This window comes from Enterococcus casseliflavus NBRC 100478, assembly GCF_001544095.1.
GTDB lineage: Bacteria > Bacillota > Bacilli > Lactobacillales > Enterococcaceae > Enterococcus_D > Enterococcus_D casseliflavus.
On record NZ_BCPT01000009.1, the window covers coordinates 75,750 to 96,189 of the forward strand.

The following is a 20,440-nucleotide window of genomic DNA, read 5'->3' on the forward strand; positions in this document are numbered from 1 at the left end:
GAGTGACTACATTATTAAAATATTCAACTCTTATTTACCTGCTTTAACCTTTTCCCATTCCTTTTTGTAGTAATCTCTTAACATGACAATTAACTTATTTACTTCTATTGCTACATCATCTCTCATTTTCCTAGATTGTTGAATATTACTGTCAACTACGTTAGCAGAATCAAATTGCATCCAGCTACTTTTCAATGAATATTTACGAAGGTTCTCGTGTATCTCCTCGGCTAGTTTTACTATTTTGTTATTTTCTTCATTGTTACTAAAGTTTAATTTTATTAACATAAATTCTTTTTTTAGAATTTCCAAAGTATTATTTAAATCATCGACTCTACTTTTCATATCTAAATCAAAATTCACTTTGTCTTGTATTTCCCATTGTTCATAAATATCTTTGTATTTTTTTCGATCTGTATGAGATATTTTTTTATCATTACTTAAAGCTTTAAAATTGGCTGCCCTTATATTGTATTCATTGTATTGCTTAATTTTCTCTGAGAACATAACGTACGAACTAGATAATTTCAAAGAAGCGTTTAGAAATGATGTTACAATTTCTTTTGTACTATCGATCCAATGCATTCTTGATTTAGAAATAATATCGGCATCAATCTTTTTTTGTTCTAATATATTTTGCTTTATTCCCATTTTTCTTGTATTTAAAAAACTCAGCAAAGAAAAAACAAATGATATCACAGCACCAACAGCAGCTACAATCGCAGCAACACTAGACCAAATGAAATCTCCATGGACATCATAAAAAATATTCCCTATCATATATTTACTCAACACCTTTTTTATATATAGTATCATCTATTACAGAATATCTTTCAATATTAAAAGACAGCACTAACGAATTTCGAAATGAGGAGTTCCACCTCTTTCAAAAAATTGTGCTGTCTTTCGTATCCGTCAAAGAAGTAAAGCGATGAGGGATTAGCCCCCTTTCGGTATTTGGATTAGTGTGAGTAGTCCAATAACCGGCTCTCCGTTTCTTCTACGCTATTACTATAACCCGTTTAAATCAAGAAATATACACAGGCTTTGAGGTCGCATTTTGTGACAATGTCAAAACAAGCTTAATTGATCTTGGTCTGCTGAATAATAATCAATTTCTTCTTGCTTCTTCAAGCGTTCCTCTCGCCGTGCCTCATACTCATCCACGAATGATAATGTCTTGCGAATCTCTGTATGCCGCTTTCTGATATAGGATACGCTGTAACCTGTCTCATCTGCTATATCATAAACATCCATGTCATCAATATACTTTAACTTTACAATTTGGACATCTGCTCCACTGAATGAATCTATCAATTCCATCAGTTCAACTTTTTCTTTTTCAAGCAGCTCTAGTTCATTCTCTATAATCCTGATGTTTTCTTCCAACGATGATGATCTTGAATTCTTTTCAAGGCGCACGTTTGCTAAATCACCGTTGACCCATCGATCTAATTCCAACCTACTCTTGTTAAGATTCCATTTCATGAAGAGTATTTGTTCTTCTAAGTCTTGGTAGTTTTTAAGCCATTGAAATCTCACAAACGCCACCCCTTTATGGTAAAATAGTCTTGTCACAGGTCACTTACCCAAAAGGTAGTGGCTTTTTTATTTATCAAAATGTGAACCATGTTGATGTTCTTCATCAATGATCAAATTCTTCAAGGTCTTTCCAAGGACCCTTTTATTCAATGTTCCGTTCGCCTTGGATTTTTCTAGCAACTTACGCTTCTTCTTTTTTACTTTCGATTTTTTCTTTGGCAATGGCTTGCTTCTCCTTTTCATCTAGTTCTTTGCCGAAAAACACACTTGCGAATACTGCTGCAAAAAGTGCTACGGCTACTAACACTGCAAAGTCCATCATTTATCCACCCGCTTCCATCGCATCTCGCACTAGCGGATCATTGATAATAATCCTGTACTTCATCTGCTCGTGCTGTAGTTGTTCTTGTAACTGCTCAATTTGTTTTTGTTGATCCACAATTGTATAGGATAGCCAACTTAGACCAGCGATCGTCAACAGTATTGATACAACAGCCAGTACCGTATAATGATTAACTTTCATTGGATTGATCCAATAGTTCTGGGTTCTCGTAGATGTTGCCTACCACTTCCATATGCTCTACCATAGACATACTATTTTGATCTAGCACTAAGCTAGGTTCACCTTTAAAAGTTGTCTTAAAACAAGCACCGTCACGCACAATTGAGGTTGTACCGTAGGTTGGCTCAATGTCTTCAGCAAAATCATCTGTAAACTTGTTGATATTGGAGAATTTCTTTACCATATCCCCCTCGAAAATTTCCACGCCGTTCTTGTCTTTCAAACCAGTGGATTGCATGAGGAATGAATCAATTGCTGGAAAAGTATGATCTTCTGGATAATCTCCGCTTACATCAAGTATGTTTATACCGTCATCATCTAACTCAAAACAAACGCCTTCTGTACTTGGATAAATCATTCTGTCATTTTCTTTATCCCAACATCTAAATTTTGGTTCCATCTTATCCCTCCATTCATGATATAATCGCCATAGGAGGCGATCATATGAAAAATAAAACATTCAGAAATGTAATTATTTTTATATTAGGTATTCTTGCTGGTATTCTATTGAGTTCTATATTCAGATTTTTTTGATTTCAAACCCTTTACAATAATTAATTATCTACTCCTCTATCGCAATTGTTAGTGGATTTCATCACTGTTCCGTTAACAATTTTTGCAAAGGCTTCTGCTATTTCGATGTCATTGAAGGTAGTTGCCTCTATTCGGTTTTCTGTATAACTGGCAAGCCAGTTATTCCGTTTTGCGGCTCCACTTATAGATATATCTTCCAAAAAAGTATTCTCTGTTTGCGACGCTACACAATAGACTGTATCTTTTTCGATTTCATACCCAAATAGCTTCATTCTTACCAATGTTTCAATTGGATAATTAGTGGTGTCGACAAGCCAATCTTGAAAATCATCTCTCTCTTCTCTGCCCACTTTGAAAGCTTCTGTTAAAGCACCGCTAAGGTCCCAATCTAACTCCTCGAATAAGCCCTCTTCGAACCAATCCGCTACAAACTGTGGAACAATTTCTTTTGACTGTTCAAATGCTTTTTCCACACAACTTATGGCAATTCTTAGCCCTTCATTGATGCCTCCAGTGTATTCAGACTCAATTCGATCCTTAATTTGATTTTGCTTTATTTTTTCAATCAATTCTTGTTTCATCAAAATTATCCCCTCCGTTCATGATATAATCGCCATAGGAGGCGATCGTATGAAAATTACTGTTGATGCACGTGCTGCTATGAAATCTGCTGCGGAATACGTTTTAAATGATTTGGAGTGTCTACCAGTCGAGCTTGAACTGACAGACGATCCAAACGACTTATTAAAAACTGCGTCCGATATTACTAGTGAATATCAAGACGAGTTCTTTCGTTGTCTTGAAATGGAATTCAATTTTAGATTATTCCATAGTATTAGCGAACAACTTGCTGATAACGGAATTCATATTGTTCGCAAAGAAGACTCATAGTGGGTCTTGAATTACCTCCGACTTTTGCTTTAGAATATTTGTAATGCTTTTATATTCTTTTAACTAACTCTTTTAAATTTTTAGGTATCACCAGCAACTTTATAGTTGTTGGGTTTTTATTTGCTGAAAATGATTAATTAAAGTACTATTTAAAAAAAGGCACACTCCTAATCAAAAGTATTGAGGCCCAATCAATTTTAAACGTAGCCTTTCCAGTACCTATGCTCCAATGGTGCTGGTTTTTTATTGTGATTATTCCGTTATAGCTGACTATTCTTTACGGTGTTTAATGAAATGACAATTCACTTCATTTACCATTTCTAGCGCTAATTATTTACCAAGTTATTTCGTTATGCTATCCTTAATTCAACATAAAAGCTTTTATATGAGGAGAATAAACTTATGAAAAAGTCATTTTTTATTTTAGGCTGTGTTCTGGTACTATCTGGATGTTCTAACAAAAAGTCCGTCAGCACTGCTTCCGATTCGTCTGATACTTTACAAACATCTTCGACAACAATGGTTTCTTCTGCAACAGAATCACACGAAAATACTACTGAATATTCTCTCGATAAATATCAATCTATATCGGAATCACAAGATAACACTCTAGAAAGTAGTTTTATTGAAAACTCTAGCAACCAAGAAACTTCAGTCCCTATGACAAATAAAGAAGATGAATACTATCAACAAATTAAAGATGCTTGGCAAAAAGAGAAAGATTATATAGACTCTGTCACTGACCCAAAAGTAAAACAATCTTTACAAACTCCTTTTGCTGCTGCTAATGCCAAAGCAACTGAATTGGTAATGAATAATCCATCAGATGAAACAATTATTATGAACGCTTTGAAAAAAGTTGTAGATGATCAATAACGTTGTAAATAGTCCTTATGAAACTTAAACTAGTTTTCGAACTAGTTTTTTTATTTCGTCGGATAGCTGACTTACTTCATAAATACTAACCAATGTGTCTTGCTCCGTTTGTTACCAAACAATGGTTGCTCACCAATCGCTGCCAATACCTCTTGTAAAGAAATTTGGTTTTCATTCCATTTGAAAATCAAGCTGCCGTTTGGTTTTAAGACTCTCATGCATTCTGCGAATCCTTGACGAATATCTTCTGGCCAAAGTTCATCTAATCTGCCGTATTTTTTAGCTAACCAAGAATTTTCGCCAGCGTGTATTAGATGCGGTGGATCAAATACAACCATGTCAAATGTGTCGGATTCAAAAGGCATATCTCGGAAATCTCCGACAATATCTGGATTAACATTCACTACATGCCCTGTTTCAAGTTCCTCATAGTGCTGTCTAATATCCATAAAAGTTACATTGGGATTCTGCTTATCGAACCAGAACATTCGGCTACCACAACACGCATCCAGTATTTTGAGCATTTGAATTACCTCCTTCAGTTGGTTATTTTGGTGGATTACTGACTCTCAACCTTTTCAAAAAGTATCGAATAATCATCAATCTTTAAAGATTTGGCTATATCTTCGACAGTCCGTAATTGAATTCCAGCTCTTTTCTTTCTTGCGTTTTCATGAGTTTTTCTCAAAGCTACTTTCTTAGCTTTTAAGTGCCAGTCAACGTTTGTCCAAAATACTTCGAGAATGTCCATTTCCCCACTCCTTCGTTTCTTTACGAACAGCAGCACCATCTTTATTGCAGACCGGACAGTTGATTGCTACTGCCCGGCCAAACGTGTCTTTTCCCCAAATAATCCTTTCGCCTTTACATCGATTGCATTTCATGGGATCACCTACTTAATCTGGTTACTTTCCAACAAGTGAAGGTACAATAATCCAACATCGATCAATTTCTCATTCATGATTTGAGCAACTTCGCTAGGCTTAAACCCTTTACCAAAGAGATCTTTTGCTTGGTTAATCACACCAACGCTCCAATAGAATTTTGCATCTTCCAGAATAATTATTTTGCCGTCATTCATTCCCATCCGAATCACCTGATGACTCTTTGAAGATTACTTCATCTTTTTTCTTGCTCCAAGTATCAGCGAATGGCGCGAAGTACTGACGAGAGATTTCAATCTGATCAATTAATGCATCTTCAGACATTTCATAAACAGCAGCTACTTCGGAAATTTTTTCGCCTTCTTCGATTTGAATTAAAACGTCACGAGGATTGATAGTGATGCTGTCTGGTAACGGCAACGAGGTAGCGGTTTTGATGAACTCATCAATAGTATCTTTGGAAACTTGAATCTCAACCATTTCAATTTCTTCAACGCCATCACCGACATCCAATGAAGTTTGTTCTTCTTTCAAGACTTCAATTGTTCCATCGCTATTTACTGCATAATTGACGTTCGGACGTTTAGTCTGTTTATTGATAGGAAGCGTATAGCCCACTGTTTCAGGTTGGATCGTAACTGATACCGTCTTTCCTAAAAAGTCGCTCAGATCGTCATAGCGGCCTTTCAGTGATCCATTATTTACCACTAGTAGCACTTCTACGTTTCCGTTAGATTTTGATGTAGCCTTTTTTACCTCTGGTCGAAAGTTTACTTGCTTAGTCATTTTTGTTTTCCTCCAATTTGTTTTTTATTAAGACAAAGTAACGTCCTTTGCTGTCTTTGATTCCTGATTTAAGTCTGCATGTCACTTCATACTTCGATATGTCACAAAACTCCGCTACGGCTCTCTTATTGCCCTCAAAAGCGATTTTGTTATCTTCTATGACTTGGATTGTTAAACCTTTACGCCCTGATTTTGTGACAGCTGTTTCACTTCTGAGTCGTTTCAATTCTTGCTGTACTGCTTTATTGGTGTCAAAGTCGTCACGCTCGGCAAGGTAAACCATTCGGGCAAGCTTGGCACGCTTTAGCGCTCGACGTCCTTGTTTGCTCGTAACCATCTTTGTACCCTCCTTGTCATAAGTGCCTCATTGATCGAACAGCAATCGGCGTTGCATTTTTCTTGCTGCTCCGTTCATTTGCTGGTCGTGTTCGCCACATCTGTTCCAGCTTTCTAACAAGTGTTACTGCTTTCGATTCTGTACAGGTTTGGTTGATTTGATATTTGACATCGCCATTTACGTCCAGAAATTGAACATTCCATTCTTTAGACTTCTCCATCACTTGATTCCCTCCAACTTTCTCTTGCGGCGATCGCTTGCTCTTTTGCGCTGCTGACGAGCTGATTCAAAGCAACTCATTTCCTCGAATCTATTGGTTTTAGAATTGAACTTTGCGAATGTCACTGGGAACCCGTATCGGTTAGCAAACATCTTCATTTTCAACATTGAGATTGCATCTTGATATCCTTTGACATCGACTACCTTAACCAGCTTGCCTTCTTCATAAATGACGAAATCCGCTCGATAATGTATTGGAGCTACCTTCAAACCATCACTATAAAATCCCTCTTGCAAGATCATATTTTTTTGCATTTCGCAAAAATTGTCAGATATTGGCAGAAAGCTCATCCCTTTTTGTTTCAAGATTTTGTAGTATCTGGCTTCAGCTTTTGAATCAAAGAGAATGCCGTCTACTTCATGTTTAGTATTTCCGTACTTACTTCTAGGTTTTGTAACCAATAACTACACCGCCCTTAATCGTTTATCTGCTGTTTTCTCAAATTTGAAGGTACATCCTTGTGAATTTTTAAAAACCCGTGATGTGATGCGTTGACCATAAGCTTCAGCAATTTCTTTCCCTGCAAGATTTGTAGTAATAATGGTCGCTTGATTTTGACGGGCTTCCATAATCGAGTTGATAATGTCGTTTGTGAATACTTTGCTATCGTTAAAATTCGCACCACCTAATTCAGCGCCTAGATCATCGACAACTACTAAATCAGCAGTTTTAATGTCTTTCATTAACGATCCTTGTATGTGTTTGCGAAGTTCCTTATCGTTAAAAGAGTATTTAATTTGTTCCAAGAATTCCCGGTAACCAATGAATAAACATTTTTTTGTGTAATCCGACTGTTCAATAATTGCCCAAGTTGCAGCCATAGATAAATGGCTCTTTCCACTTCCGGATTTACCATTCAATGCCATATGTTTGGGTTCCCCATTTAATACTGCTTTAACAAAATTGTTAGCAATCGCTACTGCTGTTCTGGTTTCTTCGTCAATTACTTTATAGTTATCAAAAGTACAATCGAACAAAGATGTATCTGTAACCACTGAACCATGGCGAAAGAAATCGATTGCTTTCTTTTTTAGGCTTTCATTGTAGATTCGTTCGGTTTCTCGATCTTCTTTTCGGCACATATCATAGTAACCACAAGCCATACATATCGGCGCACATCGGTCAGAACCGTCTTTGTTCTTTGCTTTGTACCCGTATAGCGGTTGTTGACATTTTGGACACTCGCCACGTAACACTAATACCTTGTCAATTAAAGATTTCATTTCAACTGCTAGGCTCTTCATATTTCACCTCCACTAGATTGGTAAATCGTCATAATCATTAAAAGCTTCACTCTCCAGACGTCGCCCTCCATTTTTCTTGGTCGGGTTATTTCTTTGAGCCTTCATCTTGTCGTAATGTTTTCTCAAACTGGATGGTGATAATATCACGCCGCCCCAAAATTCATGTTGCGTTGCCCAGACAATCATTTCTTGAACTTCCTTACCTGATCGTTTGTCTGATTCGATTGTTAAGCGAATTGTATTCGCCCAATCATCCAAGTTCGGTTCTTTGATGTCTTGATTCTTTTTGATTAGTTTGAAAAGAGTTTTTGCAAGAATTTTATTAGGGTCGTCGTCTTCGTAGACACGCTTTTTGCGTGTGTTACGAGGACTATTATTATTCTTTTCATTCTTCTCATTCTTTTCATTCTTGTTTATGTTCAGTTCGTTGTCCTTTTGTTGTTCAGACCGTTGTTCAGTTTGATGTTTTTTTTCTTCTGAAAAACCTTGATAAACGTTGTAGTTATTGATTTTATACGTTGTCCCAGTTTGCCTTGATTTTTGTAAAGAAATCATGTCGTCTTTAACGAGTAAATTTAGAAACTTTCTAACGGTATTTCGACTTACTCCCCAGCGCTCTGATAGTTTTTGTTCTGATGTCACACGTTCCCCTATGCCAACAGTTCTGATTGAATCGTTAAAAAGAATTTTCCTCTCTTTGTGGTTAGCCATTAGAATCAAATCAAGCCACCACTTTAAATAGTGGGGATTATCCCATATCCAATTATCAGTAATTGTTCGGTGAAGCTTGACCCATCCTTCTGCCATTTAAATCACCACCTTACAAGTCGTTCATACTTGTAAAACCGGTTATTCGTTGATTTGCCCGGCAATACTCACAAGTTCCACAAGCTTCTGGTTTTTCTTCACCCATTTTTATCCGTTGAATACGATCGATGTTATCTCTTAAGTTGATTAACTCAAATGACATTTTGTCCTCGTCCAGCGTGATCAACTTCGCTTCGCTTGGTGTCTGCTTAGAAACTGTAGCGATTATAGGAACGAAATCTTTACCGTATTGTTGTTTGAGTAATTCGCAATAAACAGCCATCTGCAAGACGTACCCAAAATTCTCAATGAAGGTGCACCGTTGACCGTAAATCTCATTCCATTTTCTTTCATGAATATCTTTACTTGTTTTGATATCTACGAAATAGTCATCTTCAAGATTTAAGCAATCAATTTTCCCCTTCCACTCGACACCAAATAGTTCCCCAGTTACGATCACTTCTTTTTCGCCTTGATATAAATTCAAGAACGCATCTTCGACAATCAGTCGATCAATCATCTGTTCAGCAATCTTGAAATCTTTCAAAAGTCCATAAGGTTTTCTAGAAGAAAACATCCTGTCTTTATTTTCTTCCTTAAATTTTTCATGAACAGCTAGATCCTCAAAATAAGAATGAACGTAGTTTCCAACTAATAAAGCAATTGGATCTGATGAAGGTTGCCAATCACCTTTTAGTTTGGCTAAAGCGGCCGCAGGACATTTGAGGAAATTTTTGTATTGAGATACCGACATGTATTGCCAGTCCGCTTCATTGCTATAGTAATTATCATCAATGAGCTTGATCTTAGAACGGGTAATCTTCTTCTGGGAGGATTCCTTCATCTTTGACACCTTCCTCTCTGTCAAAGTTAGGAATGATACCAAGATCACCTTGAACAGGTTCTGCTTCTTCGGCTGCTTTTTCTAACGATTCCAAATCAATCGGTTGTTCGTCCAACTCCTGTTCAACAGCTTCTTTCGGTTTCATCAATTCTTCGATTGGTGCTGATTCTTCAATCGGCTCTGCTTGCTTAATGCCCATTTTCTGTTTTAGTTTGTTTTCGATTGCTTGAACCTTAACCGGTTCTGCAGGTTTAATTTCACGATCATCAAATTCATTTTCAAGTGTTTCTTTTGCAGCTTGAACGAATAAATCATTGTCATTGCTCGTGTTGATTAAAGCTTTAGCTGCTCGGTTGATTACTGTACGCTTTGCCATTTCTTCCGGAAATTCTTTTTGAGGTCCAGATCCCTTTATTTTTGACTTAGCCCAACTCTGATCAATTTGCTTCTTGGTCATGACCGTTGTGGTTTCTTTGCCATTAGCAAGCTTGATCACTACATAAGCAGCAACAATTTCGTTATCCAGATTTTCAAAACTGGTTTCATGTTTAGTGACTACCATGTTTGGTCCATCCATACCCACTTGAAAATCATCGCCTTTTCGTACGACTACAGGGGTAATATCAGCTCCACCTGTAACACGATCAAGAACTGCCATGGTGCCAAAATATGAACGCATAAGCTGTACTTTGTTTCCATACTTGATGAAGTAGCACTGTTTCTTCGCAGGCGATAATCCTTGGATAACCATATCCAACAAAGCATTAGAAATTGATGTTTTCGTTTCTTGGTTGTTAGCAGCCGCTTGAAGCAAGTTACCTGCTGTGTTATTTGTAAGCTCGAAGAAAGCACTCTTCAATGCATTCTGTGGGCTGTAATTTGGCGGCATTTCTAATCCTTGATCTTTTAACCGATCTAAATTGCCAATTACTTGCTCGTCTAATGAACGTTGCGTTGTTTGAGTTAAATCATTTGCCATTTTTAAATTCCTCCAATATTTATTTTTCTGTAATTTTCGTTTACGTAGTCGATAATCTGATCTTCGTGAACTAAACCCAAATCAGTTGTGTAGACGATGTCGCCTCTGTAAAGTGGTTCGCCTTTCCAATCAACAGCAATCTGATTTGGTTCAATTTCAGGCTGTTGACGAGCGCCTAATGAATCGAAATCATTCATGGCGATCACCAGCGTAAAAGATCATTTTTCGCAATTCGGATTTCAAATCCTCAATTCGTTTTTCACAGGATTCCGTAATCAAATCCCTGATTTGACCTTGAATATCTGTGATTCCTAAATCTTGTTCAATATAAACTCGATGGCATCTAGACTTGGCATCTTCTTTAAAAAAACCACTGCCCATGAAATGAGTAGAAATGCCTATTTCAATATCATTCATTAATTCATTACTGACAGGATGCAACGCAGGTGTTTTTAGACTTATTAGCAAATCTTCCGCCTCGTTGATTTGATCAATAATGTGTTCCATTTTTCTTATCTGTTTTCTCGCTCCTTCTACCACGCCCATTGCAATCCCTCCTAGAATTCCCAAAACAATTTGTAACGTCCGTCTTGTTCTACCAGATTGTCCACACCTTCATTCTGAAGTTGAGACAAGAATCCTGGCGTTAATCCTTTACTAGCAATTGTGATGCTTGTGCGCCCTTGGCTAGCGGCAGTCATGATGCTATCAATTACTCGCTCTTGAGCGTTCCCAAGCATTGCTGTATAGATGTCATCGTTAAGTCCTGTAATAGTAATCATTTGAAAATTTCTCCTCTCGTGCTACAATGTATCCAGATATGTTTCGTATGCGACTCTATGCTTGCTGGCGGAGTCGCTATTTTTTTGTATATAATTTCTTAATCTCCTTGAGATGTCTGCCGCATTTCGTGCAGTAGGGACCTTTCCACGGCTCACATTTTTTTAATTCCGTAGCATTGATAAGCGTCTTTCTATTGCAGCTCTTGCATTGAAACTGATGAAGCTGTTCTTCTAGCATCGTTTTGTACTCCTCTCCTTAACCACTTCTTATAGGCAATCTCGTCATACTTGAAAAACCACCACATGATTGACACTGGTAATGATATGACTGCCCAATCTGGCAATTGACGATGGTTTCCGAACCAAACGCCCAAGAAAAATATAGTGATGATGAATGCTGATCTTCGTAAACCTTTCATAAAATCACCTCAATTCTATTTGCCGATTCAACCGATTCTGATAAATCAACTCTTGATAACTCCTCAATTCCCGAATTGATAAATCTCGTTGTGTTTCAGTCAGTGGTACTTTCCGATCGTTAAGTTGATCGTGTAAGGTTCTCATCTTTTCTTTGATGAGACCGTGGATCATAAGTTCTTGTTGTAAGTTGTAGTTCATGCTGTAGCATCACCAAGCACTTCGTGTGGAGATAATTTCTTGGTTAGATACTTGTTAGTATCTTTCCACTTTAAGAACCATAAGAATGTTTGGTAATGAATAAACGTGGTTGAAGGTCCCGGGCGAAGCAAACCTTCTGCAAATTCAGGAATTTCGTCCATCTCCTTGCAGTATTGCAGCAAAGCCGATTTTGACATTCCATGAAATTTTTCTAGGATAAGTCCTTGACGATACCAATCATCAGGATTTGCTTCTTTTTCAGCAGATATGATCAATTCTTTTAATGTCGGCTTTTTCAATTCGATCCCTCCTACCTGATTTTGTAATGAGCAATAATGTTTGTGATTTGTTTCGGATGTTTTTCTGGATTGTTTAAAACTCTCCGTAGATATTGTTCAGACACATTTAATGCACTTGCTACATCAGGGATAAGCCATCCTTGTGTATCGAAATAGTCCAAGATCTTTTGAACAGTTTCCTTTGAAGTTGCCATTCTATTCACCTCACTTGTCAAAATACGAAACAAGTTTAACAACTGTTTAATAAATTATGTTGACTACTATTAACATGAGTGTTAAAATTAGTCCATAGCTAAATAAGACATATAAACATTGATTTAAAAGCTTTCTTGGCGGTTGGCATTTATTAATCAACGGTGTTTTTGTTGTCTTTATAGTTGTTAAACTTGTTTACAAGAACTATATTAACATTGATGTTTATTATGGTCAACTATTTTTAACATCAAAGTTTATTTTTCTTGTGATTTTTAAGGAGAATATTGATATGACGGTATTTGACAAGATAAAATATTTAGCAAAATTGCGAGGAAAATCTCTAAATCAAGTAGAGGAAGATCTTGGATTATCCAAAAATGTGCTTTACCGAATGAAAAATTCTAATAACCCAACAAAAGAGCGGCTGGAACTTTTAGCAGATTACTTTGACGTGTCTGTGGACTATTTGCTTGATAGATCCAAAGATAGAGATCGTAAATTGGGGGCAAAAGGAGAATTGTTAGCTGCGCACATAGATGACGATGTCCCAGATAAGGATATGCAAGATATATTGAACTACATTGAGTATAGAAAAAATAATCCACTATAAATTAAAGTAGGTGAGCTGATGCAGGTTTATGAGGAATTGATGCTGAAGTTTCCAGAGTTAAATTACAAATTCGATCCACTAATGCCCCTTCATCAAAAAGGGATGATTCACGGTTCGATTGTTTATCTGAATCCCCAACAGAATTACGAAGAATTAAACTCTACTGTTGCCGAAGAAATTGGACATTATTTAACAGGTAGCGGAAATATAATTGAGCAAGATACTCCTGAAAAAAGAAAACAAGAGCAAAAGGCAAGAGACACAGGAGCCACCATTCTTGTTACACCTGGAGATATTCTAGATTGTTTTGAAAGTGGATGCGTTAGTGTTTGGGAGTGTGCTGAACACCTCAGCATAACTGAAAAAACATTTAAAGCCGCTATTAAATATTATGCAAGGAAGTACGATGGTATAAAAACTGAAAATAAATACACTATACTTTTCAATTTAAACGGTACAGTAAGTGTATTTAAAAGCTTCTATTAAAAAAGCCCAATCGAAGGCTCAACTTCGATTGGGCCACTCATTTCTGAGTGATTACAAAATTATTATATCAAAGAAATGAGGAAAAGAAATGAAAAAAGTAGTTTACGGGTTGCTGTTTAGTGTGTTAATTCTTTCTGGGTGCAGTGGTCAAGGTGGTGACGCAGGAGGATCCAATGATTCAGATTTACAGGATACAGTGAATAGTTTAACAACCGAGAATTCAAAACTGAAATCAGAAAACAGTGAGCTATCTGAACGAATAGCAAATTTTGAGAATTTATTCGAAGGTACATCTGCTACCCAAGAAGATGGTAGCTCATCATCATCGACGAGTTCATTTAAATATGGAGAACCTGCTGACTTTACAACTAATGAAAGGATTACTGTTACGGAAGTAAAAGCAGACGATTCAGTATCTTTAAACGATCCTAAAGAGGGTGAGCATCCTGTTGTTGTAACAGCTATAGTAGAAAATACTTCGAACGAACCAATAGACTTTAATGCGCAAACATTCGATCTGTACGATGGAAACTCAGAATTAGCGACTTTCGATGCTTCGACATATTCAAATAATATTCCTAATTCTATTGCAGGTGGTAAAAAAGCAACAGTGGTTATGCACTTTTCTTCCAAAGGGAATGCACCATATTCCGTTACTTACGGTCCTGCTACATGGGATGAATAAATAAAAAAACACGCCCCTCCTTCTTGGCAGACAGGGGGCGTGCAAACAGAAAATAACCAATAGGTTACGCCTATTGTATCAGAAAATAGGAGTTGTTTAAAGTGTGGATTGAGAAACTAGCGGATGGGAAATTCAAGTATGTAGAAAGATATAAAGATCCGTATTCTGAGAAGACCAAAAAGAAGAGTGTTATACTCACAAGCGATTCTGCTCAAGCCTCTAACAAGGCACGTAAGCTATTAGAAATAAAGATTAACGAAGCGATTAATGAGAAGAAAAAAGAGCGGATTATGTTTCATGATGCGATTGATCAATGGTACGAAGGGCATAAAAAGCCGCTTAGAAATAGTTCCAAAATGGCGTATAACGCAACAATAAAATCAGTTAAAGGTATGATTAGTGCCGATGTTTGGGCAGACAACATTGACGCTCCCCTTCTTCAGACTGCATTCAACAAACTTGATTACTCGGATGAGTACCTAAGTACAATAAAATCTATATTCAACATGGTATTTGAATACGCTCGTAGAATGGGCTACGTGGATTTTAATCCAATGGCTGACGTTATTATCAAGAAAAGACCAAAAACCCGTGAGGACTTCAAGAAGCTCGAAAACAAGTACTTAGAACGTGAAGAAGCTGAGAAATTAATTGAGGAACTCTATCGCAGGCCATCAACTTATCGTTTGGCTAGACTGGCTGAATTTATGTTCTTAACTGGTATGCGAGTTGGTGAAGCTACAGCAATGCAGCCAAATGATTTTGACTTAGGTAATCGGCAAGCTCATGTAAATGGATCAATAGACCGAACCGAAGGCTATCGCAAAGGTATTAAAGGACCCGTTAAAACAAACGCATCTTATAGAACGATTGATATTACCAAAAGGACAATTGATCTCGTTCAACGAACCATTGATGAGGTGAATTTTGATGCTATTGAGAATCCTAAATTTGAAAAATTGAACTATCTGTTTGTAACCAAGAATGGCGTTCCCGTTCAAATTAATTCTTTCAACCTCGGATTGAAAAAAGCTGGAGCAAGAGTTGGACTTGAACATAAGAATTTATCCTCACATATTTTTCGTCACACTCATATTTCTTGGCTTGCCGAAAAAGGCTATCCGTTAAAAGCAATCATGGATCGAGTTGGTCATGAGGATTCCAAGATTACAAATCAAATTTATACACACGTCACTAAAAATATGCGTGCAAATATACTGGAAGATTTGGAAAAGGATGGACTTTAAACTACAATTTATTGCCCCTTTCTTGCCCCTTCAAGCTATATGTATAAGACAAAACCCGTTAGAGCCTTAGAGCCCCAACGGGTTTTTAATGAAGTTATTTCACTGCGTCTTTAAGAGCTTTACCTGGTTTGAATGCAGGTACTTTGCTAGCAGGGATCTTGATTTCTTCACCAGTTTGTGGGTTGCGTCCTTTGCGTTCTGCACGAGAACGAACTTCAAAGTTACCAAAGCCGATCAATTGAACTTTTTCACCGTTAGCTAAAGCGTCTTGAATTGTTGAGAATACAGCGTCTACTGCTGCAGTTGCGTCTTTCTTAGTTAAGTCAGTAGCTGCTGCAACTTTTTCGATTAATTCTGCTTTATTTGCCATGGATGGTTTCACCTCCTGATATTTTTTTTGATGTCATGCATCAACAAAAATCTTGAGTGGTCCAAGGTTTTTGTCAAATATTGATTACCATCAATATTCTGATATAACGTTATCATAAGAACCTTGTAATATCAAGGATTTTAACGTTTTTAGGGGGTTTTTTTTTTGGTTTTTTCCCATTTTTCTAGAAAAGGACAGATTTCTTTGTAAAAAGAAACAAAGTATGATAAAATCTCTATTTTCTTCTGCGAGGAATGATCCGAATCGGCGTTCCTTCAAAAGTGAATGCCTTGCGGATTTGATTTTCTAAGAAACGTGCATAAGAGAAATGCATCAGTTCTTCTTCGTTGACAAAAATAACAAAAGTTGGCGGTTTGACAGCTACTTGCGTCGCATAAAAAATCTTCAAACGTTTGCCTTTGTCTGTTGGGGTTGGGTTGATCGCCACAGCGTCCATAATGACGTCATTCAACAACGCAGATGGAATACGCATGTTTTGATTCATGCTGACTTCTTCAATCAATTGCGGCAGCTTATTCAAGCGCTGTTTCGTCACTGCGGAAACAAAAATGATTGGCGCGTAATCCAAATATTGGAATTCATCTCTGATTTCTTCTTCAAAATCACGCATCGTATTCGTTTCTTTTTTCAATGTATCCCATTTATTGACAACAATAATGATTCCACGGCCTGCTTCATGGGCATAGCCAGCGATCCGTTTGTCTTGCTCGCGAATCCCTTCTTCGGCGTTCAAGACCATCAAGACGACGTCTGAGCGTTCAATGGCCCGCATCGCCCGCATCACACTGTATTTTTCAGTAGACTCGTAGACCTTCCCTTTTTTACGCATCCCTGCCGTATCAATCATGGTAAATTCTTGACCGCTTTCGCTGGTAAAATGGGTATCGATCGCATCACGAGTCGTTCCTTCGATATCAGAAACGATCACTCGCTCTTCCCCAAGAATTGCATTGATCAAAGAGGATTTACCGACATTTGGTCGACCAATCAAACTAAACTTGATGATGGAATCATCTTCTTCTTCTGCTTCATTGGTGAAGTGTTTGACAGCTTCATCAAGGACATCCCCGATCCCTAATCCATGACTTCCTGAGATTGGGTATGGATCGCCTAGACCCAAACCATAAAATTCATAGATGTCGGTACGCATCTCGGGATTATCAACTTTGTTGACGGCTAAAATCACGGGTTTATTGCTTTTGTACAGCAAACGAGCCACAAGCTCATCAGCATCGGTTACTCCTTCACGAGCACTCGTAATAAAAACAATGACATCTGCTTCATCGATGGCGATTTCTGCTTGATGCTTGATTTGATCCATAAACGGCTCATCACTTAAATCGATCCCACCTGTATCGATCACGCTAAACTCACGGCCTAGCCATTCACCAGTGGCATAAATACGATCTCTGGTCACTCCTGGAGTATCCTCAACGATCGAAATTCGTTCTCCAGCTATCCGGTTGAAAATGGTCGATTTCCCCACATTCGGACGTCCAACGATCGCTATTGTTGGATTTGACATTTTTTACCCTCCATTTAAAAAAGCAGTCCTTGTACGCTGCTTCTTGTATTCAATCTTACTTAGTTTACCTAAAGCCATGGAAAGTTGCAAGCTTTCCTGACAAACAAAAAACCAGCTTATAACAAATTCAAACATCGAATCGTTATAAGCTGATGGCATACAATTACTCTTCGTCGCTGTCTTTTAAGGCATCGCCTAAGATATCACCCATAGTAAAACCAGTTGATTCTTCTGGCAATTGATAATCATCCTCTGAAACCTCTTGTGTTTCATTGGTGTTTTCGGCTTTTTCTAATGCTTTGATACTTAATGCGATTCGGTGTTCTGAAGGGTTCACTTCAAGCACTTTCACTTGCACTTCATCACCTTCTTGTAAGACTTCATGTGGTGTCGCAATGTGTTTATGGGAGATTTGTGAAATATGGATCAGCCCTTCAACACCTGGGAAGACTTCCACAAACGCACCGAAGCTTGTCAAGCGTTTAATAGTCCCCGTCAAGACACTGCCAACAGCCGCTTGCTCTTCAATATTGGTCCAAGGTCCAGGCAATGTGTCTTTGATCGAAAGTGACACACGTTCTTTGTCTGCATCAACAGATAAGATACGCACATTGACGGTATCGCCAACAGATAAAACATCACTCGGTTTGCCAACATGTCCATGAGAAATTTCAGAGACATGGACAAGTCCATCGATGCCGCCAAGGTCTACGAAGGCACCAAAGTCGGTCAAACGCGCTACTTTTCCTTCTACTTCTTGTCCTTCATATAAATCAGCTAATAAAGCTTCTTTTTGTTTTGCTTTTTCTGCTTCGACAACTGCTTTATGAGAAAGGATCAAACGGTTTTCTGAAGGCTCGATCTCAACGATTTTGAAGGTCAATGTTTTCCCTTTGTAATCTTCGAAATCCGCAACAAAATGGTCTTCGACCATTGATGCTGGGACAAACCCACGAACACCTACATCAACCACTAACCCGCCCTTAACGACGTTGGTGACTGGTGCTTCAATGATTTTTCCTTCTTGGAAATCTTTTTCGATATCTTCCCAAACTTTTTTCGCGTCTAAGCGACGTTTAGAAAGGAGATAGCTGCCGTTTTCTTTGTCTTTACCAATTGCTGAAATCACAACCAATTCTAAGACATCCCCAACTTTGACTGCTTCGTTGATGTCTTCAACAGGTAAAGTTGATAATTCTTTTGCAGGAACAACGCCTTCAACGCCGGCGCCTTCGATCCCTACGATCGCTTGTTTATCCTCAATGGCCAATACCTCACCTTTAACGATATCTCCAACTTTTACTTCTTGGAAATTGTCTAAAGCGGCTTCCATTGATTCATTTCCACTCTCAACCTGATTATTTTCAAATTCTGTCATCTCTCATGTCCTCCTAACCAACAATTCTGCAATAATTGCACTACATCTTTTAGTTTAAAATAGAATGAAAAAAAAATAAAGCGATTTCTCTTATTTTCCTAAAAAACTACGGTTTTTTCGTTAAAAAAGTCTTTTCACCTCTGTTTTCTTACTCACTTTCATCTTTTGGTTTCGAAAAATAAAAAAACAATGGGGAACACCCATTGTTTTTGTTAATCAATTTTTTCTTTGATGGTTTTTTTGATTGCTTCGACGACTTGCTCGATCGTTAAACCAGACGTATCGATTCGAACCGCATCCTCCGCTTGTTTCAAAGGGGAGACTTCTCTGTGAGAATCCAGATAATCTCTTTGCTGGATCTCTTCTTTCAACGTCTCATAATCGGTTTTGATCCCTTTTTGCTGATTTTCTTTAAAACGGCGCTGTGCGCGTTCTTCCACACTTGCTACCAGAAAAATTTTGACTTCTGCTTGTGGTAAAACCGCCGTACCAATATCGCGGCCATCCATCACGACACCGCCATCTTTAGCGATCATCTGCTGTTGTTGGACGAGTTTTTCGCGGATCGCAGGGTATGCCGACACCTTCGAAACTGCGTTGGTTACTTCTGGCTGACGGATCGCTTCTGTGACTTGCTCTCCTCCCGCAAAGACCTCTTGACCGTGTTCAGTCGGTTCAAAAGTGATGGGGTATTGATCGATCAAAGCAGCGATCGCCGCTTCATCTTCAAGTGAACAGCCCGTTTTTAAAGCTAAATACGTGATGCTTCGATACATGGCACCGGTATCCGTATAAATAAATCCCAGGTCATTCGCGATGATTTTTGCCACTGTGCTTTTCCCAGATGACGCAGGACCATCAATAGCGATGTTGATTTTTTTCATTTTTCTTACTCCTCGTTTCCCAACGATGTGTATTCCTTCATCGTTTCTGCTTATCGTCCACCTTGGCTTCTCTCTTTCAAGAAAAAAAACCGCCAAAGCGGTTTTTTATTTAACTCTTAACGTGTCGCCAGGGTAAAGCATGTAGTTGTTCGGATCAATCCCATTTAATTGATATAGGGTTTCAACTGAGATACCTGTACGAGCTGCCACTTGTTCAGGACCTTCACCTGCTTGCACAGTGGTATACTGTTCATTACCAGCAGCGCCTTGCCCTTGGTTATTTTGGGTAGTATCTTGTCCAGCATTGTTTTGTTCTTGTGCCGGCTCACTGCTTGAAGGTGTTGATGAAGCTGGCGCAGAAAAACTGCTAGAAGAACTTGATTCACTTGTTGACGAACTCGTTTCACTTGTCGATTCCGTAGTGGATGATTCCGTCGTTGATGATTCGGTTGTTGAAGACTCTGTCGTACTTTCTACAGTACTGCTCGAACTTGCTGTGGTTGGGGCATCATTGTTATGGTTCAATACCCAAATACCGGCACCAACCGGAATTGCCACGATCAAGAAAAGCAAAACTAAAACGATCGTCAAAAAGAGTGAATTCCCACGCTTTTGTTTTCTTTGTTGGGATCTTGATGCAGAATCATCGTATTCTGTATCATAGATTGGTTGTTCCCACGGTTCTTGATTTTCTGAATTGTAGTCATTGTCTTTCTTGCTCACTCGTATTCCCTCCTAGTTTCCTTCCGATGTATTATACCATAGGTAAATAAA

The 20,440-nt window shown here is 38.1% G+C and carries 33 protein-coding genes; 6 read left to right on the plus strand and 27 right to left on the minus strand.

Features of this window, described 5'->3' with window-relative positions; all coding sequences use genetic code 11:
• Nucleotides 1-30: 30 nt before the first annotated feature.
• The 6 genes from ECA1_RS09245 to ECA1_RS09265 form a co-directional block, all read right to left on the minus strand.
• Nucleotides 31-780 (minus strand): hypothetical protein, encoded by a 750-nt coding sequence (locus ECA1_RS09245; protein WP_060792310.1) that lies wholly within the window; start codon nucleotides 778-780, stop codon nucleotides 31-33.
• A 291-nt stretch (nucleotides 781-1,071) separates the two neighbouring features.
• Nucleotides 1,072-1,542, minus strand: coding sequence for a hypothetical protein (locus ECA1_RS09250; RefSeq protein WP_060792311.1), 471 nt, complete (start codon nucleotides 1,540-1,542; stop codon nucleotides 1,072-1,074).
• A 181-nt stretch (nucleotides 1,543-1,723) separates the two neighbouring features.
• Nucleotides 1,724-1,861, minus strand: a complete 138-nt coding sequence (locus ECA1_RS17470) for a hypothetical protein (protein WP_155642944.1) — start codon at nucleotides 1,859-1,861, stop codon at nucleotides 1,724-1,726.
• A gap of 3 nt (nucleotides 1,862-1,864) precedes the next feature.
• The gene (locus tag ECA1_RS09255; protein ID WP_060792312.1) at nucleotides 1,865-2,065 is read right to left on the minus strand and encodes a hypothetical protein; all 201 of its coding nucleotides are present in this window, start codon (nucleotides 2,063-2,065) and stop codon (nucleotides 1,865-1,867) included.
• A complete protein-coding gene (locus ECA1_RS09260; RefSeq protein ID WP_060792313.1) occupies nucleotides 2,055-2,504 on the minus strand; it encodes a YopX family protein in 450 nt (149 codons plus the stop codon). The genes ECA1_RS09255 and ECA1_RS09260 overlap by 11 nt, the downstream gene beginning before the upstream one ends.
• 154 nt (nucleotides 2,505-2,658) lie before the next feature.
• The gene (locus tag ECA1_RS09265; RefSeq protein ID WP_060792314.1) at nucleotides 2,659-3,219 is read right to left on the minus strand and encodes a DUF1642 domain-containing protein; all 561 of its coding nucleotides are present in this window, start codon (nucleotides 3,217-3,219) and stop codon (nucleotides 2,659-2,661) included.
• Nucleotides 3,220-3,268: 49 nt separating this feature from the next.
• Here ECA1_RS09265 and ECA1_RS09270 point away from each other — a divergent pair, with 49 nt between their 5' ends.
• The gene (locus ECA1_RS09270; RefSeq protein ID WP_029487098.1) at nucleotides 3,269-3,529 is read left to right on the plus strand and encodes a hypothetical protein; all 261 of its coding nucleotides are present in this window, start codon (nucleotides 3,269-3,271) and stop codon (nucleotides 3,527-3,529) included.
• A gap of 402 nt (nucleotides 3,530-3,931) precedes the next feature.
• Nucleotides 3,932-4,405 carry a lipoprotein gene (locus tag ECA1_RS09275; RefSeq protein ID WP_060792315.1) on the plus strand — a complete coding sequence of 158 codons (474 nt, stop codon included), beginning with the start codon at nucleotides 3,932-3,934 and terminating at the stop codon, nucleotides 4,403-4,405.
• 71 nt (nucleotides 4,406-4,476) lie between these two features.
• On the opposite strand, the gene ECA1_RS09280 is transcribed toward ECA1_RS09275, so the two are convergent.
• From ECA1_RS09280 to ECA1_RS09360, 16 genes are all read right to left on the minus strand, one after another.
• Entirely contained in the window at nucleotides 4,477-4,929 is a 453-nt protein-coding gene (locus ECA1_RS09280) for a class I SAM-dependent methyltransferase (protein WP_060792316.1), read from the minus strand.
• 35 nt (nucleotides 4,930-4,964) lie between these two features.
• Nucleotides 4,965-5,156, minus strand: a complete 192-nt coding sequence (locus ECA1_RS09285) for a hypothetical protein (RefSeq protein ID WP_060792317.1) — start codon at nucleotides 5,154-5,156, stop codon at nucleotides 4,965-4,967.
• Between the two features lie 141 nt (nucleotides 5,157-5,297).
• Nucleotides 5,298-5,429 (minus strand): hypothetical protein, encoded by a 132-nt coding sequence (locus ECA1_RS09290; RefSeq protein ID WP_255209322.1) that lies wholly within the window; start codon nucleotides 5,427-5,429, stop codon nucleotides 5,298-5,300.
• 49 nt (nucleotides 5,430-5,478) lie between these two features.
• On the minus strand, nucleotides 5,479-6,075 hold the full coding sequence (locus ECA1_RS09295) for a hypothetical protein (RefSeq protein ID WP_060792319.1): 597 nt from the start codon (nucleotides 6,073-6,075) through the stop codon (nucleotides 5,479-5,481).
• Nucleotides 6,068-6,412 (minus strand): hypothetical protein, encoded by a 345-nt coding sequence (locus ECA1_RS09300; RefSeq protein ID WP_060792320.1) that lies wholly within the window; start codon nucleotides 6,410-6,412, stop codon nucleotides 6,068-6,070. Before ECA1_RS09300 ends, ECA1_RS09295 begins: the two co-directional genes overlap by 8 nt.
• A 16-nt stretch (nucleotides 6,413-6,428) precedes the next feature.
• Entirely contained in the window at nucleotides 6,429-6,632 is a 204-nt protein-coding gene (locus ECA1_RS09305) for a hypothetical protein (RefSeq protein ID WP_060792321.1), read from the minus strand.
• Nucleotides 6,632-7,093 (minus strand): DUF1064 domain-containing protein, encoded by a 462-nt coding sequence (locus ECA1_RS09310; RefSeq protein WP_060792322.1) that lies wholly within the window; start codon nucleotides 7,091-7,093, stop codon nucleotides 6,632-6,634. Before ECA1_RS09310 ends, ECA1_RS09305 begins: the two co-directional genes overlap by 1 nt.
• Before the next feature lie 3 nt (nucleotides 7,094-7,096).
• Complete coding sequence (locus ECA1_RS09315) at nucleotides 7,097-7,936, minus strand: DnaA ATPase domain-containing protein (protein ID WP_060792323.1); 840 nt, start codon at nucleotides 7,934-7,936, stop codon at nucleotides 7,097-7,099.
• A 12-nt stretch (nucleotides 7,937-7,948) separates the two neighbouring features.
• Nucleotides 7,949-8,743, minus strand: a complete 795-nt coding sequence (locus ECA1_RS09320; RefSeq protein ID WP_060792324.1) for a phage replication protein O — start codon at nucleotides 8,741-8,743, stop codon at nucleotides 7,949-7,951.
• 13 nt (nucleotides 8,744-8,756) lie between these two features.
• Nucleotides 8,757-9,587: a PD-(D/E)XK nuclease-like domain-containing protein gene (locus tag ECA1_RS09325; protein ID WP_060792325.1), complete on the minus strand. Its 831-nt coding sequence runs from the start codon at nucleotides 9,585-9,587 to the stop codon at nucleotides 8,757-8,759.
• Nucleotides 9,550-10,566, minus strand: coding sequence for a recombinase RecT (locus ECA1_RS09330; protein ID WP_060792326.1), 1,017 nt, complete (start codon nucleotides 10,564-10,566; stop codon nucleotides 9,550-9,552). The genes ECA1_RS09325 and ECA1_RS09330 overlap by 38 nt, the downstream gene beginning before the upstream one ends.
• Before the next feature lie 2 nt (nucleotides 10,567-10,568).
• Nucleotides 10,569-10,763: a hypothetical protein gene (locus ECA1_RS09335; protein ID WP_060792327.1), complete on the minus strand. Its 195-nt coding sequence runs from the start codon at nucleotides 10,761-10,763 to the stop codon at nucleotides 10,569-10,571.
• Nucleotides 10,756-11,112, minus strand: a complete 357-nt coding sequence (locus ECA1_RS09340; protein WP_060792328.1) for a hypothetical protein — start codon at nucleotides 11,110-11,112, stop codon at nucleotides 10,756-10,758. The genes ECA1_RS09335 and ECA1_RS09340 overlap by 8 nt, the downstream gene beginning before the upstream one ends.
• Before the next feature lie 11 nt (nucleotides 11,113-11,123).
• Nucleotides 11,124-11,348, minus strand: a complete 225-nt coding sequence (locus ECA1_RS09345; protein ID WP_060792329.1) for a hypothetical protein — start codon at nucleotides 11,346-11,348, stop codon at nucleotides 11,124-11,126.
• 614 nt (nucleotides 11,349-11,962) lie between these two features.
• Nucleotides 11,963-12,265, minus strand: a complete 303-nt coding sequence (locus ECA1_RS09355; protein WP_060792330.1) for a hypothetical protein — start codon at nucleotides 12,263-12,265, stop codon at nucleotides 11,963-11,965.
• Between the two features lie 11 nt (nucleotides 12,266-12,276).
• Nucleotides 12,277-12,459, minus strand: coding sequence for a hypothetical protein (locus ECA1_RS09360; RefSeq protein ID WP_060792331.1), 183 nt, complete (start codon nucleotides 12,457-12,459; stop codon nucleotides 12,277-12,279).
• Nucleotides 12,460-12,749: 290 nt separating this feature from the next.
• On the opposite strand from ECA1_RS09360, the gene ECA1_RS09365 reads away from it, so the two are divergent.
• From ECA1_RS09365 to ECA1_RS09380, 4 genes are all read left to right on the plus strand, one after another.
• A complete protein-coding gene (locus tag ECA1_RS09365; RefSeq protein WP_060792332.1) occupies nucleotides 12,750-13,070 on the plus strand; it encodes a helix-turn-helix domain-containing protein in 321 nt (106 codons plus the stop codon).
• A gap of 18 nt (nucleotides 13,071-13,088) precedes the next feature.
• Nucleotides 13,089-13,556 (plus strand): ImmA/IrrE family metallo-endopeptidase, encoded by a 468-nt coding sequence (locus ECA1_RS09370; RefSeq protein ID WP_060792333.1) that lies wholly within the window; start codon nucleotides 13,089-13,091, stop codon nucleotides 13,554-13,556.
• Nucleotides 13,557-13,644: 88 nt separating this feature from the next.
• Nucleotides 13,645-14,241 carry a DUF4352 domain-containing protein gene (locus ECA1_RS09375; protein ID WP_060792334.1) on the plus strand — a complete coding sequence of 199 codons (597 nt, stop codon included), beginning with the start codon at nucleotides 13,645-13,647 and terminating at the stop codon, nucleotides 14,239-14,241.
• A gap of 101 nt (nucleotides 14,242-14,342) precedes the next feature.
• Nucleotides 14,343-15,488 carry a tyrosine-type recombinase/integrase gene (locus ECA1_RS09380; RefSeq protein ID WP_060792335.1) on the plus strand — a complete coding sequence of 382 codons (1,146 nt, stop codon included), beginning with the start codon at nucleotides 14,343-14,345 and terminating at the stop codon, nucleotides 15,486-15,488.
• A 94-nt stretch (nucleotides 15,489-15,582) separates the two neighbouring features.
• Here the strand turns inward: ECA1_RS09380 and hbs are convergent, their stop codons facing one another.
• The 5 genes from hbs to ECA1_RS09405 form a co-directional block, all read right to left on the minus strand.
• Nucleotides 15,583-15,858, minus strand: a complete 276-nt coding sequence (gene hbs / locus ECA1_RS09385) for a non-specific DNA-binding protein Hbs (protein ID WP_003126821.1) — start codon at nucleotides 15,856-15,858, stop codon at nucleotides 15,583-15,585.
• A 235-nt stretch (nucleotides 15,859-16,093) separates the two neighbouring features.
• A complete protein-coding gene (gene der / locus ECA1_RS09390; RefSeq protein ID WP_005231911.1) occupies nucleotides 16,094-17,404 on the minus strand; it encodes a ribosome biogenesis GTPase Der in 1,311 nt (436 codons plus the stop codon).
• Nucleotides 17,405-17,567: 163 nt separating this feature from the next.
• Nucleotides 17,568-18,782, minus strand: coding sequence for a 30S ribosomal protein S1 (gene rpsA / locus ECA1_RS09395; protein ID WP_060792336.1), 1,215 nt, complete (start codon nucleotides 18,780-18,782; stop codon nucleotides 17,568-17,570).
• A 212-nt stretch (nucleotides 18,783-18,994) separates the two neighbouring features.
• Complete coding sequence (gene cmk / locus ECA1_RS09400) at nucleotides 18,995-19,666, minus strand: (d)CMP kinase (protein ID WP_010749236.1); 672 nt, start codon at nucleotides 19,664-19,666, stop codon at nucleotides 18,995-18,997.
• A gap of 105 nt (nucleotides 19,667-19,771) precedes the next feature.
• Nucleotides 19,772-20,389 carry a LysM peptidoglycan-binding domain-containing protein gene (locus tag ECA1_RS09405; RefSeq protein WP_010749235.1) on the minus strand — a complete coding sequence of 206 codons (618 nt, stop codon included), beginning with the start codon at nucleotides 20,387-20,389 and terminating at the stop codon, nucleotides 19,772-19,774.
• Nucleotides 20,390-20,440: the final 51 nt, after the last annotated feature.

What these genes read in the sequence shown, in the direction of transcription:
- rpsA (WP_060792336.1), bottom strand. Translation starts at nt 18,782, where the DNA reads ATGACAGAATTTGAAAATAATCAGGTTGAGAGTGGAAATGAATCAATG.
- ECA1_RS09275 (WP_060792315.1), top strand. Translation starts at nt 3,932, where the DNA reads ATGAAAAAGTCATTTTTTATTTTAGGCTGTGTTCTGGTACTATCTGGA.
- ECA1_RS09330 (WP_060792326.1), bottom strand. Translation starts at nt 10,566, where the DNA reads ATGGCAAATGATTTAACTCAAACAACGCAACGTTCATTAGACGAGCAA.
- ECA1_RS09360 (WP_060792331.1), bottom strand. Translation starts at nt 12,459, where the DNA reads ATGGCAACTTCAAAGGAAACTGTTCAAAAGATCTTGGACTATTTCGAT.
- ECA1_RS17470 (WP_155642944.1), bottom strand. Translation starts at nt 1,861, where the DNA reads ATGGACTTTGCAGTGTTAGTAGCCGTAGCACTTTTTGCAGCAGTATTC.
- ECA1_RS09255 (WP_060792312.1), bottom strand. Translation starts at nt 2,065, where the DNA reads ATGAAAGTTAATCATTATACGGTACTGGCTGTTGTATCAATACTGTTG.
- cmk (WP_010749236.1), bottom strand. Translation starts at nt 19,666, where the DNA reads ATGAAAAAAATCAACATCGCTATTGATGGTCCTGCGTCATCTGGGAAA.
- ECA1_RS09365 (WP_060792332.1), top strand. Translation starts at nt 12,750, where the DNA reads ATGACGGTATTTGACAAGATAAAATATTTAGCAAAATTGCGAGGAAAA.
- ECA1_RS09280 (WP_060792316.1), bottom strand. Translation starts at nt 4,929, where the DNA reads ATGCTCAAAATACTGGATGCGTGTTGTGGTAGCCGAATGTTCTGGTTC.
- ECA1_RS09245 (WP_060792310.1), bottom strand. Translation starts at nt 780, where the DNA reads ATGATAGGGAATATTTTTTATGATGTCCATGGAGATTTCATTTGGTCT.
- ECA1_RS09260 (WP_060792313.1), bottom strand. Translation starts at nt 2,504, where the DNA reads ATGGAACCAAAATTTAGATGTTGGGATAAAGAAAATGACAGAATGATT.
- ECA1_RS09325 (WP_060792325.1), bottom strand. Translation starts at nt 9,587, where the DNA reads ATGAAGGAATCCTCCCAGAAGAAGATTACCCGTTCTAAGATCAAGCTC.
- ECA1_RS09370 (WP_060792333.1), top strand. Translation starts at nt 13,089, where the DNA reads ATGCAGGTTTATGAGGAATTGATGCTGAAGTTTCCAGAGTTAAATTAC.
- ECA1_RS09265 (WP_060792314.1), bottom strand. Translation starts at nt 3,219, where the DNA reads ATGAAACAAGAATTGATTGAAAAAATAAAGCAAAATCAAATTAAGGAT.
- ECA1_RS09340 (WP_060792328.1), bottom strand. Translation starts at nt 11,112, where the DNA reads ATGGGCGTGGTAGAAGGAGCGAGAAAACAGATAAGAAAAATGGAACAC.
- ECA1_RS09270 (WP_029487098.1), top strand. Translation starts at nt 3,269, where the DNA reads ATGAAAATTACTGTTGATGCACGTGCTGCTATGAAATCTGCTGCGGAA.
- hbs (WP_003126821.1), bottom strand. Translation starts at nt 15,858, where the DNA reads ATGGCAAATAAAGCAGAATTAATCGAAAAAGTTGCAGCAGCTACTGAC.
- ECA1_RS09305 (WP_060792321.1), bottom strand. Translation starts at nt 6,632, where the DNA reads ATGGAGAAGTCTAAAGAATGGAATGTTCAATTTCTGGACGTAAATGGC.
- ECA1_RS09295 (WP_060792319.1), bottom strand. Translation starts at nt 6,075, where the DNA reads ATGACTAAGCAAGTAAACTTTCGACCAGAGGTAAAAAAGGCTACATCA.
- ECA1_RS09345 (WP_060792329.1), bottom strand. Translation starts at nt 11,348, where the DNA reads ATGATTACTATTACAGGACTTAACGATGACATCTATACAGCAATGCTT.
- ECA1_RS09335 (WP_060792327.1), bottom strand. Translation starts at nt 10,763, where the DNA reads ATGAATGATTTCGATTCATTAGGCGCTCGTCAACAGCCTGAAATTGAA.
- der (WP_005231911.1), bottom strand. Translation starts at nt 17,404, where the DNA reads ATGTCAAATCCAACAATAGCGATCGTTGGACGTCCGAATGTGGGGAAA.
- ECA1_RS09320 (WP_060792324.1), bottom strand. Translation starts at nt 8,743, where the DNA reads ATGGCAGAAGGATGGGTCAAGCTTCACCGAACAATTACTGATAATTGG.
- ECA1_RS09315 (WP_060792323.1), bottom strand. Translation starts at nt 7,936, where the DNA reads ATGAAGAGCCTAGCAGTTGAAATGAAATCTTTAATTGACAAGGTATTA.
- ECA1_RS09300 (WP_060792320.1), bottom strand. Translation starts at nt 6,412, where the DNA reads ATGGTTACGAGCAAACAAGGACGTCGAGCGCTAAAGCGTGCCAAGCTT.
- ECA1_RS09285 (WP_060792317.1), bottom strand. Translation starts at nt 5,156, where the DNA reads ATGGACATTCTCGAAGTATTTTGGACAAACGTTGACTGGCACTTAAAA.
- ECA1_RS09375 (WP_060792334.1), top strand. Translation starts at nt 13,645, where the DNA reads ATGAAAAAAGTAGTTTACGGGTTGCTGTTTAGTGTGTTAATTCTTTCT.